We start from the raw sequence: 17,412 nt of genomic DNA, 5'->3' as shown, positions 1-17,412 counted from the left end.
ACCCAAAATTACTCTTTAAAAAAATCGCCTTCATCGAGATCAAATTCATCAAATGCTTCTGGATCAAATTCGGCTTTGACTGGGATGACGTGTTTTTCTGACGCCCAATCGCCGAGGTCGATCAACTTACAGCGCTCGCTGCAAAAAGGTTTAAATGCAGATTGTGGCACCCACTCGACAGGGGCTTTGCAAATAGGGCAGTTAACGGTCAATGGCATAATTGTTCTCTTGGTTAACGGCGATAAAGCGGCCGCCAATACGAATGTCTTTCAGGCCATTAGTGTAAAGGCTTCATGCACAGGTAGCCAGTAAGAAATCAATTGAACGGTCGGAGTGGCGTTGTTGTTCAAACTGCACAAAATGGATAGCGAAACGGTTTTTATGGCCGCTAATCGTAGGATAACACCCGTGGGAAGCATCGACTTTAACCCTTACCAAAGCAAGTGCTTGGGCACTGTCGCCCTGATAAAAGCCTGCGTGGGCAATGGCATTGTCGTAATGGGACGTGCTACGAGTAAGTTGAAGTAGTAACGTGATCGGGGTAAGTAAGGGTTCGAAATGCGCTATCCAAGAGCGATAATCGTGCTGTTTTTCTTCCCAAGGTTTAGATAGCCAATAATGCAGTTGCGGTAGGTCGAAGTTACAGCAAGCGCCTGGCATGCCGAAGCGTTGTCGTAGTGCGGAAATAAATTTGTCTTGTTTTAATTGGCTGCCGAAGCGTTCAGGCTTTTGTAACGGTTCGCGGGCTTGGGTGAGGGCATTGATATAGATATTGATTTGCTGGTGGTCGACGTGATCTAATTCTTGCCATTTGTTCAGTTGCAGCAAGTGCCGCTCAATATCTTTTAATACTTCATTGCGATAATCGCAGCGTTCAGATAATTCACAGAGGGAAAACAGCGGATAAAAACATCTATGTTGGTGGTCATTGCTTAGGTTACTTTGCAGCTGTTTATCGAGGTATTCGAGCCGCAAGTAGCTGCGAATTTTCTCGTTTAGGGGCTGTTCGTAAACTAATTCAGTCATGGGCGTTATGAGTACCAGATAGTTGTAAATAGCGTTGGTGCAATGCTAGCACCTCTCGTTTTAAGGTTGATATCTCTCCCTGATTATCAATAATGTCGTCGGCTCGGGCGAGTTTTTCGCTGCGGCTCAATTGGCTGTTAATGATGTTATTTACTTGAGATGCATCAACATTGTCCCTTTTTATGGTGCGGCTGATTTGCAACTCAGGCGAAATATCCACCACTAAAGTCCGATTGACTAACCTATCTAACCCGTTCTCAAATAGCAAGGGTACGACCATAATTACATAGGCTGAGGTTGCTTTTTCTACCTGCGCTAGCATTTCTTGGCGGATCATGGGGTGCAATAGCTGGTTTAACCATTTACGTTCTTCAGGGTGGCTAAATATCCGTTGCCGCAGTTTGGCGCGATCGAGTTCACCCTCAGGCGTTAACATCTCAATGCCAAAATGGCTAACGATGGCCTCAAGTCCTTTTGAACCCTGAGCGACAACGTCGCGGGCAACGATATCGGCGTCGACTAAGGTAATGCCTTCTGCGGCGAATAAATTGGCTACAGTCGTTTTACCGCTACCAATCCCACCCGTTAAACCAACAATAAATTTGGACATAACTTTCTCTTAAAAGCCAAGAAGGACGCATCTCTACTAGGAGCTAGAGCGCTTCGCTGCTAAGGCGGACTTCTTTGTCCTGCGAGAATCTATAAGGGCGAAGCCCGTTCTGCATTTTCTAGCCGCTGCATTTTTTTGCTGCACCCTAGAAGGACGAAGTCCGCTCTATAGAGTTCCTAAATACCAATCAACAATCTGTTGTCCAAATAGCAAGGCTATCCAGCCTGCGGCAGCAATATAAGGCCCAAATGGGATGGGATTACCTTGCTTGAGGCGTTTACTGACAATCATAGTGATGCCGACAACTGCTCCGCCTAAGGACGAAAGTAAAATCACCAGCGGCAGCATTTGCCAGCCGAGCCAAGCACCAAAAACGGCGAGCAGTTTAAAGTCCCCATAGCCCATGCCTTCCTTGCCAGTGAGGATCTTAAATAGCCAAAAAATGGACCACAAGCTTAAATAGCCTGCTGCCGCACCGATAATGGCATCGGTTGGGCTCGCAAAGGTATGATTTAGATTGATGATCAAGCCGAGCCAAAGTAACGGTAACGTCATTTGGTCGGGGAGCAGCATCTCATCAAGATCGATACCAGTAAGGGCAATAAGTACAAATGTCAGTATGCTCGCAAAGACAAATTGCCAGCTTGGACCAAAGTGCCACGCTAAAGTCGCAACAAGTAGCCCTGTGATGAATTCAATAATAGGGTAGCGGGCGGAAATCGGTGCGTGACAGGCGGCGCATTTTCCTTTGAGTATTAACCAACCGAATACAGGTAAATTATGCCAAGGTTTAATCGCCGTTTTGCACATAGGGCAAGCAGAGCCTGGCACCACAAGATTATATTTTTCGGGGAAGCTATCTATAGGTGTATTGAGTTGGTCTATGCCTATTTTTTTGACTATATCTTCGTGGTATTCCTGTAAATACTGATTACATTCTTGCTGCCATTCTCGTTTCATCATCACAGGAAATCTGTGGATCACTACGTTTAAAAAACTGCCTATGGTGGCGGCAAAAATAAAGCTTAGCGTAATAAAGAGCCAAGGACTCTGATCAAAAGAGTGGCCCAAAAGAGAGATAAATTCTGACATTTAGTTTTCTTATTTTATTTGAATCGAATGAATTAACTGACGATTTTACCCATTTGGAAGATAGGAAGATACATAGCGACAATTAACCCGCCGACCACAGTACCTATGACTACCATCATAATAGGTTCAATTAGGCTTGATAAACCATCAACCGCATCGTCGACCTGCATTTCATAGATGGTTGAGACTTTGTTGAGCATGTTATCCAGCGAGCCGGATTCTTCGCCTATCATCACCATCTGCACTAACATATCGGGAAAAAGCCCTGTGGTTTGCATCGCGACATTCATCTGCATTCCCGCCATGACCTCTTGGCGAATATTCAATATGGCTTTGCGATAAACGGCATTACCCGATGCGCCAGCGGCGGATTCTAAGCCATCAATTAACGGCACACCTGCTGCAAATGTGGTAGCTAAGGTGCGGGCGAAACGAGCCATGGCACCTTTGTGTAAAATCGGTCCAATGGCTGGGATTTTTAGCACGGCTTCATCGACTCTATCTCGCACCATTTGCGAGTTTCGGTGCGCGCGTACAAACAAAAATACGCCGCCGACAATAGCGGCTAAAAAGATATACCAAGAGGATTGTAAGCCGCGGGAAATATGCAGTACCAGTTGTGTAAAGGCGGGCAGTTCTGCACCAAAGCCCTTAAAAATTTCCTCGAATTGAGGTACGACAAAGAGTAATAACAATGTCGTGACTAAAAGCGCGACTATGACGACAGCTGCAGGATAGAACATGGCTTTTTTAATTTTTGATTTTAGCGCTTCCGTTTTTTCTCTATAGGTGGCGACGCGATCGAAAACCAAATCGAGTGAACCTGAGTGCTCACCCGCGGCGACTAAGTCAACATATAATTCGTCGAAGTAACGTCTATGGGGGCGCATAGCATCGGATAAGGGAATACCCGATTGAATTTCGGTTAAAATAGTACCCAGTAATTCCCGCATTTTAGCTTTTTCATGGCCACGGCCGAGTAGTTCAAATGTCGTTACCAAAGGAACGCCTGCCGCCAACATAGTCGCGACTTGACGTGTCATCATGGCAATATCCATAGGGGTGATGTTGGCTTCACCTAATTTAAATAGTGGAGATGACTGCTTACGAACGCTCTTAGGGTTTACTCCTTGGGATTTTAGCTGGCTACGAATTTCGGCTGCGGTTGCACCTCTAAGCTCCCCTGCCGTTTTTTTACCGTCGCGATTTACGCCTTTCCATTCGAAGGTATAGATTTTGGGCTGGCTTTTTTGCTCGTTTTTTTTGCCGCGAGACTTTCTTACTGTTGTTGCCGTAGCCATAAATAATCTCTGTTAGGTTGTAAAAGCGGGGCGCTTTTTGCAGCACTCTACGCTTAAAAACTCGTTACGCGATTGACTTCTGCGATGCTAGTAACACCATGAATTACTTTTAATAATCCTGACTGACGTAAATCACGCATCCCTTGCGCTTTAGCTTGGGAGGCGATTTGTAAGGAGTTACCGCCTTCCATGATAGTACGCGCTATCTCATCGGACATCTTCATCACTTCGTAAATACCAACCCGGCCTTTGTAGCCGCCGGAGCAATGCTCGCAGCCCACAGGTTTAAAGGTGGTAAAACCTTGTGTAATTTGTGCTTGGGCAAAACCTAAACGTAATAGTTCGTGCTCGGGGATGATTTCAGCCTGCTTACATTCGGGGCAAAGTCGACGCGCTAAACGCTGTGCAATAATCAGGTTAACTGAGCTGGCGATGTTATAACCAGGCACGCCCATATTAATTAAACGAGTCAAGGTTTCTGCGGCCGAGTTCGTGTGTAAGGTCGATAATACTAAGTGGCCTGTTTGTGCCGCTTTAATGGCTATCTCGGCGGTTTCAAGATCGCGAATTTCGCCCACCATCACCACATCGGGGTCTTGGCGCAGGAATGAGCGTAAAGCAGAGGCGAAAGTGAGACCGGCTTTTAAGTTAATGTGAACTTGGTTTACGCCCTCAAGGTTTATTTCTACCGGATCTTCGGCAGTAGAAATATTACGCTCTTCAGTATTGAGAATATTTAATCCTGTATAGAGGGAGACGGTTTTACCTGAGCCTGTAGGGCCGGTAACTAAAATCATCCCTTGGGGTTTTGCCAACATCTCAAGGTAAAGTTTTTCTTGGTCAGGCTCGTAGCCGAGCTTTTCAATGCCCAGTTGTGCGGAGGATGAATCCAAGATCCGCATTACAATTTTTTCACCCCACAGGGTCGGCAGGGTACTTACCCGAAAGTCGATGGACTTAGTGCGGGAAAGTTTCATCTTGATTCGGCCGTCTTGCGGCACGCGGCGTTCGGCAATATCAAGTTTCGACATTACTTTTAGGCGCGCTGATAAACGACCTGCAAGGCTTATAGGGGGTTCAGAGACTTCGTGTAAAATACCGTCGATGCGAAAACGAATGCGGTAGCGCTTCTCATAGGGTTCAAAGTGTAAATCCGAGGCTCCTTTACGAATGGCATCGGTTAGAATTTTATTGATATAGATAACAATAGGTGCATCATCGCTGGCCTCGCCTGCGGACTCTTCATTACGTCTGTCTGTGTCGGTAATTTCAATGCTCGCCAGTGCCGCTTCATCCATGCCGCCTAAATCTAGGCCGCTGATGTCTTCTTCGAGGATTTTTTCTAGCGCTTTAGCCAATTTATCTTCTTCAACTAGAATCGCTTCGGCGTGCAGGCCTGCACTAAATTGGAAATCTTCGAGGGCGGCAATATTGGTCGGGTCGGATGTGCCTATATAGAGGCGATTTCCCCGTTTAAACAGCGGTAAGCAGCGGTGCTTTTCAATCAGTTTTTTGTTGAGGAAGTCCTCAGGAATGGAAGCAAGATCAAACTCATTGAGGTCGAGTAGTGGCGTGCCGTACTCTTCATAGCAAAGCTCGGCTATTGCACGGGCTGAGATTAGCTTACTTTGAACTAAGGTGCTTACAAGGGCGTGTTTGTTTTGTCGAGATTTAGTGATAGCGTTAGCCATCTGCTCTTCATTTAGCAGACCTTTGCGGATAAAAAGGGTCGACAGCCCTAAGTGAAGGCCTGTAGATGGCATAACACACTCCTATCTTGATAAAGTAGCTCATAATAGCGCCAAAAAAAGCATTTGTCATATATAATAAAGGCTCAATAATCGAAGAAAAATGATGTTCATCATAGAGATGCAGTTTGATGTATATGCTTTAGCGATCGGGTACTGTTAGTTTCTACTTTTGGATCTTTATTAGTGTTCTGATTGGGGGCATTTTAAAATCGACTTTTATTGTTTTATATGAATAAAGTCCTTTTTGAAAATATAGTTTCCTTTTAAAATCAATAATATTATTTTTAATAATCATTGCGATGGTCTAAATCGTCAATAAGGATGTTCAAGTTGATACTCTCTCATGCCGTTTCTCGAATAATCCTTTTTTTATTTTTTGCCATCTTTTTTATGGGCTCTCTTCTTTCGGGCTATTTCAGTGGTTTCGCTGGACTGGGTAACTCTTATGATCTGAAACGGATTTTAGTTATCGTATTTGTGATGGTCGCTATGGTGTTGCTTTCATACAGAAAATCTGTACCGATAGCTATACTTTCTCCTTACACATGTTGGGTTGTCAGTGCAATATTTATTTTGGGTTTTATTTCTGCATTAAATAGTAAGCACACATTTTGGTCATTGCTTGAGTTAGCCAACTTTTTATTGTTGCTCTGCTTGTTTTACATCGTCGGTGTACTGATTGCGGATATAGGCAAAACTGTTGTACCGCAATATTTTTTTTGGTTTGCATTATTTTTTTCGGTTTGTATTTCAGTTAAGTTTTTTTTGCTACTGCTTTTTCATGCCCTCGATGCTAATCGGCCCGATGTGCATTCTTTAGTTGCTGACTTTATTAATGTAAGATTTTTCAATCAGTTGCAAGTTATGCTGATGCCACTATTGTGCTTATCTTTTTATATTGAACAACTCAATAAATATAAGCAGGCAGCCATGTTGGCCTTTAGTGTGTTGTGGTTAATCTTGCTGCAATCAGAGGCTCGTGGGGCATTATTAGCACTGTTAGTGGCGGCTGTTGTGGTGTATCGCTTTTTACCCGCCAACTTAGGTCAAGCATTTATTCGCCCAATGCTGAAGGCGGTGGTTTGCGGTACGCTTTTATGGCTGGTGCTGATCATTATCATTCCACTGTTTATTTTTGATAGCCCAATTTGGCAATTAAGAACCAATAGCTCAGGTCGCATTGACATGTGGATTTATATTTTACAAACGATCCCTGAACGTATTGGCTTAGGTTACGGGCCAATGAGTTTTGCATGGGCAGAAGCACGACCTTTGCCTAATGCCCATCCCCATAATGCCCTACTGCAGTTTTTATATGAGTTTGGTGTATTTGCGTTTATCTTGCTGGCGAGTTGGTCAGTGATGAAATTACGGGCAATATTAAAGATGCTGACATTATTGGGGGCAAAGCTGAGTGATCTTTTGGCTGCAAAACCACAAAGCTGCATTAACAAAAACCTCGACAAAAGCCTCGACATCGACTCAGACATAGACACGGGCACAACCGATATTGTGCTGGTATTTTCCCTGTGTGCGGTATGGATTTATGCCATGTTTGATGGGGTAATTGTGATGCCATTATCCCAAGCATTATTGATGGCGATATTGGCACTTAATTGTCGTGATAACAAGGTAGTAGAGTTATCGATTTCACGGCGGATAGTTGCTGTCACGGTAGTGTTAGTTTTTGGAGGGATATTAGTGAGTAGCCTTGCAAAACCAGATTTGAAAGATCAGATGTATCCACGTTTATGGTTGCAGGGGTTAATCAACAATTAACGCTTAACTGTTTTTTTGTTCGACAAAAAAGCCCCTTACAGGGGCTTTTGGAATTTAGTTGAATTAGCTACCTATACCAGCACCTTTTTGGCATAGAGGTAAATCATCATCATTCCCTGCTGTCATCTCAAATTCTAAGCCGGGTGTGGTGTCAGTTGCTGCAGCAAATGTTGCAGTGAGTATACATCTAGTATCAGTCCAAGTTAATGTGCCTGTAGCGTCTTGAGCGAAAGCGATTGTGGTACCTAGTTTACTATTTGAAGCTACTTCCGCTGCTAATGTATTGCATCCAACACCAGTTTCAATACAAGTCTGAACTTTCTGAGTAAATGCAGTAATACCTTTCATTGCTGCACTACCTTGTGCGGAAGTCACATAATCCTTATAGGCAGGTAATGCGATCGCAGCCAAAATACCGATAATGGCGACTACGATCATCAGTTCGATCAGGGTAAAACCCTGAGCTTTTTTATTTAATGCTTTGTTTAATCTTTTGTTTAAATGCATGGCCTTCATTTTTCTCTCCAGCTAACTATTTAGTGACTTACTGTGGTTGAATAGAGTGTTTAACCTAACCGCTGTTTTACTCTATAAATTGTGTTATCTCATCAAACTTTATTACTCATTTATGTCAATAAAATCATTTATATGATCTATGTAACATTAACAGTACACCGATGATCTTGAATGACCCATGTGTAATGACTCATGCTGATTTATCCAAGCTAGTTTTGCTAAATTAGCACTAAGTTAATGCTGGGTTAGCGCTTGTTTGAATAAATTGTTTCGGCAACCGCACCTTAGGCTAACGTTTTCAAAAATATGCCTCTCAAAAAACGTGAACTAGGCAATTTTAAAAAGAATCCCAGTGCTGACCTTAGGTGAGGTTGACCAAACGGCCATCTCGCCTTGGTAAAAGTTAGTACAAAGTTAGGTAAAAGGAAACAAAAATTAAGTATAAAGTACTAATAAAGTGTTGTTTTTGTATAAAAGGCTAACTTATCGACATATTAGGTTATAACAACTTTTTGACAATATCTGTTTAGCTGGCGTGTGTCTCTATATTGTCAAATTGGTGACATGAAATGGTGACGGGGTGGGGGAATCGTGAGGGTGAATGCTGAGTATGATAGTGCTGGCACGATTTCACATTTGGTTTGGAGGAGTCCTACAAAAAAATGCATTTCGCCTTAATATTTTATGAGTGGAATGTGCTTACGGTACTTTGCGAGAACATTCCACTACCAGCTAACATCCAGCGGTTTTAAGCTTTTAATCTGAGTGATAAATCTAAGGCGCGAACATGCTTAGTGAGTGCGCCAACTGAGATATAGTCCACCCCTGTTTTGGCGAATTCGGCTAAGGTATCTAAGGTGACATTACCAGAGACCTCGAGCTTAGCGCCGGCGCCTTTAGCTTTATATTGATTGTTCATTTCAACCGCTTCGACCATCTTAGTGATGTCGAAGTTATCTAACATTATGATATCTGTGCCAGAGTCGAGTGCTAAGGCGAGCTCTTCGAGTGACTCCACTTCGACTTCAACGGGTTTATTCGGGTACAAGCTGCGGGCGGTATCTACGGCTTGGCGAATACCGCCACAGGCCATAATGTGGTTTTCTTTAATCAAAAAAGCATCATATAAACCAATACGATGGTTTTTTCCGCCACCGCAGGTGACGGCATATTTTTGTGCCGTGCGTAGGCCTGGAATTGTCTTGCGAGTATCCAACAAGCGAGTGTGAGTCCCCGCCAGTTTATCGACATAATGTTTGGTTAAGGTGGCAACACCAGAAAGTGTTTGGATAAAGTTCATTGCCGTGCGTTCGCCAGTGAGAATAGCGCGCGCAGGACCTGATAATTCACATAATAGCTGGTTGGGTAATACTAGATCGCCATCATCCACATGCCAATGTAGTGCGACTTCACCACCGAGTTGGTTAAAAACCTGCTCTGCCCATGCTTTACCACAAAAAACGCCTTCTTCACGGGTGATTAAAGTGGCTTCAGCGTACTTATCGGCGGGGATCAACATTGCTGTGATGTCGCCATAAGCGATGGCTTTGGTTTGATCGTTGATTTCGGTGCCACCTAAGTCTTCACTGAGGGCAGATTTTACTGATTGGCGGATATCATTTTCTAACATAAGCGGAGTCCTTGCATTACGGCCTACTTGCATTTTAGGTTAAGATTACCACGGCCTTAGGTCCCACGGAACAGGTTGGAAGATTGGGCAAAAGGTGTAAGCTGCAGCCTTATTTAAATTGAGAGTGGATGGTTTGCTCCATGATCTCAATGTTAAAAGAGAGCTCAGTCAGTAAGTTCCGTGCGCAGGGTTTCTTCTTTGCTTGGAGGAATACTGTTAGAGTAAGCCAGTATATGTGGCATAGAGGATAAGCTCATAATGCGGTTTGATTCGGGTTGGTGTGATAGTGCGAGGCGTTGTGAGTCGCCACATTTTAATCAACGTCCCTTGAATGAAGTGAGTTTGTTAGTGATCCACAATATTAGTCTGCCCGCAGGCTGCTTTGGATTACCTTACATTGATCAATTATTTCAAGGGTGTTTAGATACTAATGCCGATTCCAGCTTTGCACCGTTGCAGGGGTTGCAAGTGTCGGCGCACTTTTTGATCCGCCGCCATGGCGAGCGTGTCCAATATGTAAGCTGTAATGACAGGGCTTGGCATGCTGGGGTGTCTCGTTATGGCGAGAGAGAGAATTGTAATGATTTTTCCATTGGTATTGAACTGGAAGGCACAGATACTGAGTCTTACACTCCTAGGCAATATCAGTCACTTATCGAGTTAACACAAGCCCTACTGGTAGAATATCCATTGCTGAGTATTGAACGGATTGTGGGTCATTGTGATATTGCGCCAATGCGGAAAACGGACCCCGGGCAAAGTTTTGATTGGGAAGGATATTTAGGCAAGTTAAAGGAATATACTTAGGCGTTGCGCTCTTAGTTAATCACTTAACTTTTTGGATTTTAGACGTATTCCATATAAACCTAGACTATTTATGGACAAATTATAGAGGTACAGCCCATGGCATTATTTTCACTTTTGGTCGCCATTTTAGTGGAGCGACTTAAATTTCTTCCTTCATCATGGCAATTTGATCGTTTACTGCAATCCTATCAGACAACATTTTTTGGTGATAAAGCGTCACTGACAAGCGTGATGATGGCGTTGGCGTTAGTGCTGCCAGCCTTGTTGGTATATGTTTTATCTTGGTTAGTGGCGGGAATGTTTTGGGGTTTATTGAGTTTAGCCCTATGGATTGTTGTGGCCGTGGTTTGTTTTAACCATCAGAAACAGCGTGATATTTTCAAAAAATATATGCAAGCGGCTTGCCGCTCAGACGTCCAAGCTTGTTACCATTATGCCGCCGAACTCGATTGTAGCGAGTGTTTAGATGCTGTATCCGAGAAAGACCTAGGTGCCAAAGTGGGTCAAAGTGTTGCTTGGATTAACTATCGTTATTATGGTGCCGTGGCGCTGTTTTTCATTTTTTTAGGCCCAGTCGGTGCGGTACTGTATTGCACGGTACGTTTTTATGCCGAAGAGAATGCCCGTAAATCTCTAGAGCTACCCTTAGTCAACGAAGTGATTAGGCTACTGGATTGGTTACCGAGCCGGATTTTCGCCTTTGGTTATGCCTTAAGTGGTCAATTTAGTGAAGGTTTAGCGGCGTGGCGCCGTAATGGATTGACCTTAAATGTGAGCGCTCGTACTGTGGTTGCTGAAACGGCATTAGCGGCACAACCTTTACCTGAGGTCGCAAGTGCACCTATATGTGTACAATCAACCTTAGCATTATTAGTGCTCAGTAAACGTAACTTTACACTTATTGTTGCAATACTTTCATTACTGACCATTTTTGGATTGGTGAGTTGAAAGAAGGACGCTTCGCAGCGAGAATCGAGAACGCTTCGCTGCTAGGGTGTCACTGTGCTCCTTCTAGTCTAGAGTCTAGAGCCTAGAATCTATCCGCTGCGCTTTTTGCAGCGACTAGTAGGGCGAAGCCCATGCTTTTGTCAAATGGTCTGACCCCATAAACATTTTTTTCCGCTATGCTCTCTCTTCGTGAGTGCTTTTGATCGAGATCGCTTTTAAGGAGTGATCTTCAATCTGGACATCAAAACGCTGATTTGATAAAGTGCGCTCACTCAAAAAAATTGGTAAGACCAATTTACAACGGAGCTGAGCGCCTGATGGCCTATAGTAAAATTAATCAGCCAAAAATTTCTGACGTGATCATGGCGCAATTAGAGCAAATGATCTTAGAGGGTAGTTTACAGCCCGGTCAGAAGTTACCGCCTGAACGCGAACTGGCGATCCAGTTTGAAGTGTCTCGACCTTCTTTGCGTGAAGCTATTCAAAAGCTTGAGGCAAAAGGACTGTTAATGCGCCGCCAAGGCGGTGGTACTTATGTCAAAGAACAACTCTGGCAGACCCTTGCCGATCCTATTGTTGAACTGATGAATTCAGATCCAGAGAGTCAGTACGACTTACTGGAGTTCCGCCATGCCACCGAAGGCATGATGGCCTATTTTGCGGCCCTGCGTGGTACCGACGCCGATATGCAAAATATCAAGCGTATGATCCTCGAGGTGGAAGCCGCCACCGATATCGAACAAAAAGCTGCTGCGATTGTGCGTTTTTATCGTGCTGTGGCGGAAGCGTCACATAACGTGGCTATGTTACACCTCGTTCTTAGTTTAACCCCTGTGCTGCATCAAAATGTGGCGCAAAACCTGGAGCTTTTAAGCCGCCGCGAAGAAGCTTCTACTATGGCTAACGATCACAGACGGGCCTTGCTCGCTGCCATCGTTCGTCGTGATCCCGACGCCGCCAGAGAAGCCTCGAATGAACACTTAAGTTACATCGAAGAGGTGATGTTATCTGTGCGGGAAGAAGATAGCCGGTTGCAGCGAAGCTTGCGCCGTTTAAAGAGTGGCGCTTAAGTTCTGTGATTTAGCTGCCAGCTAAATCGGAATATGCCGCAAACACCATTCATTATCATGTATATAGAGAAGGACAGTGTCATGTCTGAAGATATGCTACAAGACGTAGATCCGTTAGAGACTCAGGAATGGGTTGATGCCCTGCAAGCCGTGTTGGAACAGGAAGGCCCAGAGCGCGCGCATTTTTTACTAGAAAAGCTGATCGATAAAGCGCGTCGTAATGGCACTCACTTGCCTTATAACGCCACAACGGCTTACCTGAACACTATCCCTGCGGGTCAAGAGCCGCACATGCCTGGCAACCAAGAGATGGAACGTCGCATTCGCGCCATCATCCGTTGGAACGCTTTAGCTATGGTGCTTCGTGGTTCTAAGAAAGATTTAGAATTAGGCGGCCATATTTCAAGCTTCGCCTCAAGCGCGACTATTTATGACGTATGTTTTAACCACTTCTTCCGCGCACCCAATGAAAAAGACGGTGGCGATTTAGTGTATTTCCAAGGCCATATTGCCCCTGGTATTTATGCGCGTTCATTCTTAGAAGGTCGTTTAAGCGAAGACCAACTGGCTAACTTCCGTCAAGAAGTGGATGGCAAGGGTCTGTCTTCATACCCACATCCAAAACTGATGCCGGATTACTGGCAATTTCCAACCGTTTCTATGGGCTTAGGTCCTATCCAAGCGATTTATCAGGCGCGTTTCCTGAAATATCTGACTGACCGTGGTCTGAAAGATTGTTCAGCACAAACCGTTTACTGTTTCTTAGGTGACGGTGAGTGTGACGAGCCAGAAGCCTTAGGTGCGATTGGTTTAGCGGCCCGTGAAGAATTAGATAACTTAGTCTTCATCGTTAACTGTAACTTACAGCGTCTTGATGGCCCTGTACGTGGTAACGGTAAGATCATCCAAGAACTTGAAGGCGAATTCCGCGGCGCAGGCTGGGAAGTGGTCAAAGTGATTTGGGGTCGTTACTGGGATCCATTATTGGCCCGTGACACTAGCGGTAAGTTACTGCAGTTAATGGAAGAAACCGTTGACGGTGAATACCAAAACTGTAAAGCCAAAGGTGGCGCTTATACTCGCGAACACTTCTTTGGTAAGTATCCTGAAACGGCCGAAATGGTTGCTAATATGTCAGATGATGACATTTGGCGTTTAAACCGTGGCGGTCATGATCCCGTGAAAGTGTACGCTGCCTTAGATCACGCACAAAAAACCAAAGGTCGCCCAACGGTGATTTTAGCTAAAACTGTAAAAGGTTATGGCTTAGGTGATGCGGGTGAAGGTAAAAACATCGCTCACAACGTGAAGAAAATGGGTATCGAGTCTATCCGTTACTTCCGCGATCGTTTCAATATTCCGATCCCAGATGACCAGTTAGAAGATCTGCCTTTCTATCACCCAGGTCCAGATTCTGAAGAAGTGAAGTACATGATGAGCCGTCGTGAAGCGCTGTATGGTAGCGTGCCACAACGTCGTCAAAAGTTCACCGAAGAGATGGAAGTGCCATCACTGAAGATTTTCGATTCGATTTTACAGGGCTCTAACGGCCGTGAAATTTCATCGACTATGGCATTCGTTCGTGTTCTGACAGCCCTGCTGAAAGACAAGAAAATTGGCAAAAATATTGTGCCAATTATTCCTGACGAAGCCCGTACTTTCGGCATGGAAGGTTTGTTCCGTCAAGTGGGTATTTATGCTCACGAAGGCCAAAAATATATTCCGCAGGATTCTGACCAAGTTGCTTACTACCGTGAAGATAAAACCGGCCAAGTATTGCAAGAAGGGATTAACGAACTCGGCGCTATGTCTTCATGGGTATCAGCAGCGACGAGCTACTCAGTCAACGATACACCTATGATCCCGTTCTACATCTACTACTCAATGTTCGGTTTCCAACGTATTGGCGACATGGCTTGGGCAGCGGGTGACATGCGTGCTCGTGGTTTCTTAGTCGGTGGTACTTCCGGTCGTACAACGCTTAACGGCGAAGGTTTACAGCATCAAGATGGTCACAGCCACGTATTGGCGAACACTATCCCTAACTGTATTACTTACGATCCAACATACGGCTACGAAATCGCCGTTGTGGTACAAGATGGTATCCGTCGTATGTACGGCGAGAATCAAGAAGATATCTTCTACTACTTGACCACAATGAACGAAAACTATGAGCAACCAGCCATGCCAGAAGGCGCGGAAGTGGGCATAGTGAAAGGTATCTACAAGTTAGAAACGGTTGCGGGTTCAGGTAAAGGCAAAGTTCAGTTAATGAGCTGTGGCACTATCCTTGAACAAACTCGTAAAGCGGCGCAAGCACTGGCGAAAGACTTTGGTATTACTGCCGACGTATTCAGTGTGACCAGCTTTAACGAATTGACTCGCGATGGTCAAGCCGCTGAACGTTGGAACATGCTGCACCCAACCGAAACGCCAAAACAAGCCTATATCAGCCAAGTGATTTCAAGTGATGCACCTGCAATCGTCGCGACTGACTATATGAAGATTTACGGCGAACAGTTACGTGCTTATATTCCTACCGATTACAAAGTGTTAGGTACTGACGGTTTCGGTCGTTCAGACAGCCGCGAGAATCTGCGTCACCACTTCGAAGTGGACGCTAAGTTTATCGTTATTGCGGCACTGAAATCACTGGTTGATCGCAAAGAGCTGCCTGTCGATGTGTTAGCAAAAGCCATTAAAGAATATGGTATCGACGCTGACAAGATCAATCCACAGTACGCGTAAGAGGCAATGAAAATGGCTGAATTAAAAGAAGTTTTTGTTCCTGATATCGGCGGCGATGAAGTGCAAGTGATCGAAATTTGTGTGGCTGTGGGTGATACCCTAGCGGCAGAAGAATCGATTCTTACCGTCGAAAGCGACAAGGCGACTATGGATATTCCAGCGCCTTTCGCCGGTGTTTTAGCCGAATTGAAAGTGGCTGTGGGCGATAAAGTATCTGAAGGTACTTTGATTGCTATGATGCAAGCGGCGGGCGCGGCAGCAGCCGCTCCGGCTCCAGTTGCAGCACCCGCTCAGGCGGCACCAGCATCTGCACCAGTTCAAGCGGCTCCTGCCCCTGTGGCTGCGGCTCCTGCGACGGGCGCAACCAAAGTGGTTGAAGTGACAGTACCAGATATCGGTGGCGACACAGATGTATCGGTTATCGAAGTCCTGGTTGCTGTCGGTGACAAGATTGAAGTTGATAGCGGTTTAATTACCCTAGAAACAGACAAAGCGACGATGGACGTGCCATCACCTTTCGCGGGTGTGGTTAAAGACGTTAAAGTTGCGGTTGGCGATAAAGTGTCGCAAGGCTCTTTAGTCATCATGCTTGAAGTGGGCGGCGCTGCACCTGCAGCCGCGCCAACTGTTGCTGCCCAAGCTGCTCCTGCCACTACGGTAGCGCCAGTGGCCGCAGCACCTGCTGCACCAGCGGCAAGTGTGGTTGCGGTAAAAGAAATTCAAGTGCCGGATATTGGCGATGCCAGCAATGTCGATGTGATCGAAGTGCTCGTCTCTGTCGGTGATGAAATCACTGCCGACCAAGGTTTGATTACGCTTGAAACTGACAAAGCCACCATGGAAGTGCCTGCGCCATTCGCCGGTAAACTGCTGTCTTTGACTGTTAAAGTGGGTGACAAGGTTTCTCAAGGTAGCGTCATTGCGACGATTGAGACGACTTCTGTTGCAACAGCAAGTGCGCCAGCACCTGCTGCACAAGCGGCGGCTCCTGCTCCAGTGAGCGCTGCACCCGTTGCAGCCCCAACACCTGCAAGCCGTCCACCAGTACCCCATCACCCAAGCGCAGGTACACCTGTGTCTACTGGTGCGGTACATGCGTCTCCTGCAGTACGCCGTTTAGCCCGTGAGTTTGGTGTCGACTTGACCCAAGTGACTGGTTCTGGCCGTAAAGGTCGCATCATGAAAGAAGATGTGCAGGCGTATGTGAAATACGAACTGTCGCGTCCGAAAGCGACTGCTGCAACTTCTGTTGGTTCAGGTAACGGCGGTGGTCTGCAAGTGATTGCAGCACCTAAAGTTGATTTCAGTAAGTTTGGTGAAGTGGAAGAGATTCCATTAAGCCGTATCCAGAAGATTTCTGGCCCTAACTTACACCGCAACTGGGTGACTATCCCTCACGTGACTCAGTTCGATGAAGCTGATATCACTGAAATGGAAGAGTTCCGCAAGCAGCAAAACGATGTAGCGGCGAAGAAAAAAGCCGATTACAAGATCACGCCTTTAGTGTTTATGCTGAAAGCTGTGGCTAAAACGTTGCAACAGTTCCCTGTGTTCAACTCGAGCTTAAGCTCTGATGGCGAATCACTGATCCAGAAAAAGTATTTCCACATCGGTGTGGCGGTTGATACGCCAAACGGTTTGGTTGTGCCAGTCGTGCGTGACGTGGATAAGAAAGGCATTATCGAGTTATCTCGTGAACTGGCTGATATCTCTATCCGTGCCCGTGATGGCAAGCTGAAATCTGCTGATATGCAAGGTAGCTGTTTCACCATTTCAAGTTTAGGTGGTATTGGCGGTACGGCGTTTACGCCTATCGTGAACTACCCAGACGTGGCGATTTTAGGTGTGTCTAAATCTGAAATTAAGCCTAAGTGGAATGGTAAAGAGTTCGAACCTAAATTGATGTTGCCGCTGTCACTGTCATACGATCACCGCGTGATCGATGGTGCCATGGCTGCACGTTTTAGTGTAACGCTGTCAGGAATTCTGTCCGATATTCGTACTTTGGTTCTGTAAGCATATAAGGCTGCTCATCTTGAGCAGCCTTTTGTTTATTGTGATCAGTATCAAACACAGGTTAAAATGCGCCCACCTTACGCGCTGGCGCATTTTCGGTTGGCAGGATAGCTCCTCC

Annotated in this window: 14 protein-coding genes; 6 read left to right on the top strand and 8 right to left on the bottom strand. The window is 45.4% G+C overall.

All coding sequences use genetic code 11. The features are described 5' to 3' along the window. Positions 1 to 8: 8 nt before the first annotated feature. The 6 genes from yacG to pilB form a co-directional block, all read right to left on the bottom strand. The gene (yacG, locus tag L5M40_RS19715; protein ID WP_006083355.1) at positions 9 to 218 is read right to left on the bottom strand and encodes a DNA gyrase inhibitor YacG; all 210 of its coding nucleotides are present in this window, start codon (positions 216 to 218) and stop codon (positions 9 to 11) included. A gap of 73 nt (positions 219 to 291) precedes the next feature. Continuing rightward, positions 292 to 1,026 (bottom strand): cell division protein ZapD, encoded by a 735-nt coding sequence (zapD, locus tag L5M40_RS19710; protein WP_198573099.1) that lies wholly within the window; start codon positions 1,024 to 1,026, stop codon positions 292 to 294. Further along, positions 1,019 to 1,636: a dephospho-CoA kinase gene (gene coaE / locus L5M40_RS19705; protein WP_263257122.1), complete on the bottom strand. Its 618-nt coding sequence runs from the start codon at positions 1,634 to 1,636 to the stop codon at positions 1,019 to 1,021. Before coaE ends, zapD begins: the two co-directional genes overlap by 8 nt. A 165-nt stretch (positions 1,637 to 1,801) precedes the next feature. After that, positions 1,802 to 2,728 (bottom strand): prepilin peptidase, encoded by a 927-nt coding sequence (locus tag L5M40_RS19700; protein WP_263257120.1) that lies wholly within the window; start codon positions 2,726 to 2,728, stop codon positions 1,802 to 1,804. 32 nt (positions 2,729 to 2,760) lie between these two features. After that, positions 2,761 to 4,029: a type II secretion system F family protein gene (locus L5M40_RS19695; RefSeq protein ID WP_263257118.1), complete on the bottom strand. Its 1,269-nt coding sequence runs from the start codon at positions 4,027 to 4,029 to the stop codon at positions 2,761 to 2,763. A 53-nt stretch (positions 4,030 to 4,082) separates the two neighbouring features. After that, positions 4,083 to 5,792: a type IV-A pilus assembly ATPase PilB gene (gene pilB, locus L5M40_RS19690; RefSeq protein ID WP_263257117.1), complete on the bottom strand. Its 1,710-nt coding sequence runs from the start codon at positions 5,790 to 5,792 to the stop codon at positions 4,083 to 4,085. A 378-nt stretch (positions 5,793 to 6,170) separates the two neighbouring features. Here pilB and L5M40_RS19685 point away from each other — a divergent pair, with 378 nt between their 5' ends. Then, positions 6,171 to 7,559 (top strand): O-antigen ligase family protein, encoded by a 1,389-nt coding sequence (locus L5M40_RS19685; protein ID WP_263257116.1) that lies wholly within the window; start codon positions 6,171 to 6,173, stop codon positions 7,557 to 7,559. A 63-nt stretch (positions 7,560 to 7,622) separates the two neighbouring features. Here L5M40_RS19685 and L5M40_RS22590 read toward each other — a convergent pair whose 3' ends face one another. Together L5M40_RS22590 and nadC are read right to left on the bottom strand one after the other, a co-directional pair. Next, positions 7,623 to 8,075 carry a prepilin-type N-terminal cleavage/methylation domain-containing protein gene (locus L5M40_RS22590; protein ID WP_317629678.1) on the bottom strand — a complete coding sequence of 151 codons (453 nt, stop codon included), beginning with the start codon at positions 8,073 to 8,075 and terminating at the stop codon, positions 7,623 to 7,625. A gap of 748 nt (positions 8,076 to 8,823) precedes the next feature. Continuing rightward, positions 8,824 to 9,705 carry a carboxylating nicotinate-nucleotide diphosphorylase gene (nadC, locus tag L5M40_RS19675; RefSeq protein WP_105250404.1) on the bottom strand — a complete coding sequence of 294 codons (882 nt, stop codon included), beginning with the start codon at positions 9,703 to 9,705 and terminating at the stop codon, positions 8,824 to 8,826. A 258-nt stretch (positions 9,706 to 9,963) separates the two neighbouring features. On the opposite strand from nadC, the gene ampD reads away from it, so the two are divergent. The 5 genes from ampD (at position 9,964) to aceF (ending at position 17,294) form a co-directional block, all read left to right on the top strand. Continuing rightward, the gene (gene ampD, locus L5M40_RS19670) at positions 9,964 to 10,512 is read left to right on the top strand and encodes a 1,6-anhydro-N-acetylmuramyl-L-alanine amidase AmpD (protein WP_263169631.1); all 549 of its coding nucleotides are present in this window, start codon (positions 9,964 to 9,966) and stop codon (positions 10,510 to 10,512) included. Positions 10,513 to 10,608: 96 nt separating this feature from the next. Further along, the gene (gene ampE, locus L5M40_RS19665; protein WP_168825821.1) at positions 10,609 to 11,460 is read left to right on the top strand and encodes a beta-lactamase regulator AmpE; all 852 of its coding nucleotides are present in this window, start codon (positions 10,609 to 10,611) and stop codon (positions 11,458 to 11,460) included. Positions 11,461 to 11,777: 317 nt separating this feature from the next. Then, complete coding sequence (gene pdhR / locus L5M40_RS19660; RefSeq protein ID WP_105250401.1) at positions 11,778 to 12,530, top strand: pyruvate dehydrogenase complex transcriptional repressor PdhR; 753 nt, start codon at positions 11,778 to 11,780, stop codon at positions 12,528 to 12,530. Between the two features lie 81 nt (positions 12,531 to 12,611). Then, positions 12,612 to 15,278: a pyruvate dehydrogenase (acetyl-transferring), homodimeric type gene (gene aceE / locus L5M40_RS19655; protein WP_173496213.1), complete on the top strand. Its 2,667-nt coding sequence runs from the start codon at positions 12,612 to 12,614 to the stop codon at positions 15,276 to 15,278. 12 nt (positions 15,279 to 15,290) lie between these two features. After that, positions 15,291 to 17,294 carry a dihydrolipoyllysine-residue acetyltransferase gene (gene aceF / locus L5M40_RS19650; RefSeq protein WP_173496214.1) on the top strand — a complete coding sequence of 668 codons (2,004 nt, stop codon included), beginning with the start codon at positions 15,291 to 15,293 and terminating at the stop codon, positions 17,292 to 17,294. The last annotated feature ends 118 nt before the right edge of the window (positions 17,295 to 17,412 follow it).

The sequence above is a fragment of the Shewanella sp. SM68 genome, from assembly GCF_025653925.1.
In the GTDB taxonomy this organism is placed as follows: domain Bacteria; phylum Pseudomonadota; class Gammaproteobacteria; order Enterobacterales; family Shewanellaceae; genus Shewanella; species Shewanella oncorhynchi.
This window is presented reverse-complemented; position numbering and strand designations above follow the sequence as displayed.

What these genes read in the sequence shown, in the direction of transcription:
- yacG (WP_006083355.1), bottom strand. Translation starts at nt 218, where the DNA reads ATGCCATTGACCGTTAACTGCCCTATTTGCAAAGCCCCTGTCGAGTGG.
- zapD (WP_198573099.1), bottom strand. Translation starts at nt 1,026, where the DNA reads ATGACTGAATTAGTTTACGAACAGCCCCTAAACGAGAAAATTCGCAGC.
- coaE (WP_263257122.1), bottom strand. Translation starts at nt 1,636, where the DNA reads ATGTCCAAATTTATTGTTGGTTTAACGGGTGGGATTGGTAGCGGTAAA.
- L5M40_RS19700 (WP_263257120.1), bottom strand. Translation starts at nt 2,728, where the DNA reads ATGTCAGAATTTATCTCTCTTTTGGGCCACTCTTTTGATCAGAGTCCT.
- L5M40_RS19695 (WP_263257118.1), bottom strand. Translation starts at nt 4,029, where the DNA reads ATGGCTACGGCAACAACAGTAAGAAAGTCTCGCGGCAAAAAAAACGAG.
- pilB (WP_263257117.1), bottom strand. Translation starts at nt 5,792, where the DNA reads ATGCCATCTACAGGCCTTCACTTAGGGCTGTCGACCCTTTTTATCCGC.
- L5M40_RS19685 (WP_263257116.1), top strand. Translation starts at nt 6,171, where the DNA reads ATGGGCTCTCTTCTTTCGGGCTATTTCAGTGGTTTCGCTGGACTGGGT.
- L5M40_RS22590 (WP_317629678.1), bottom strand. Translation starts at nt 8,075, where the DNA reads ATGAAGGCCATGCATTTAAACAAAAGATTAAACAAAGCATTAAATAAA.
- nadC (WP_105250404.1), bottom strand. Translation starts at nt 9,705, where the DNA reads ATGTTAGAAAATGATATCCGCCAATCAGTAAAATCTGCCCTCAGTGAA.
- ampD (WP_263169631.1), top strand. Translation starts at nt 9,964, where the DNA reads ATGCGGTTTGATTCGGGTTGGTGTGATAGTGCGAGGCGTTGTGAGTCG.
- ampE (WP_168825821.1), top strand. Translation starts at nt 10,609, where the DNA reads ATGGCATTATTTTCACTTTTGGTCGCCATTTTAGTGGAGCGACTTAAA.
- pdhR (WP_105250401.1), top strand. Translation starts at nt 11,778, where the DNA reads ATGGCCTATAGTAAAATTAATCAGCCAAAAATTTCTGACGTGATCATG.
- aceE (WP_173496213.1), top strand. Translation starts at nt 12,612, where the DNA reads ATGTCTGAAGATATGCTACAAGACGTAGATCCGTTAGAGACTCAGGAA.
- aceF (WP_173496214.1), top strand. Translation starts at nt 15,291, where the DNA reads ATGGCTGAATTAAAAGAAGTTTTTGTTCCTGATATCGGCGGCGATGAA.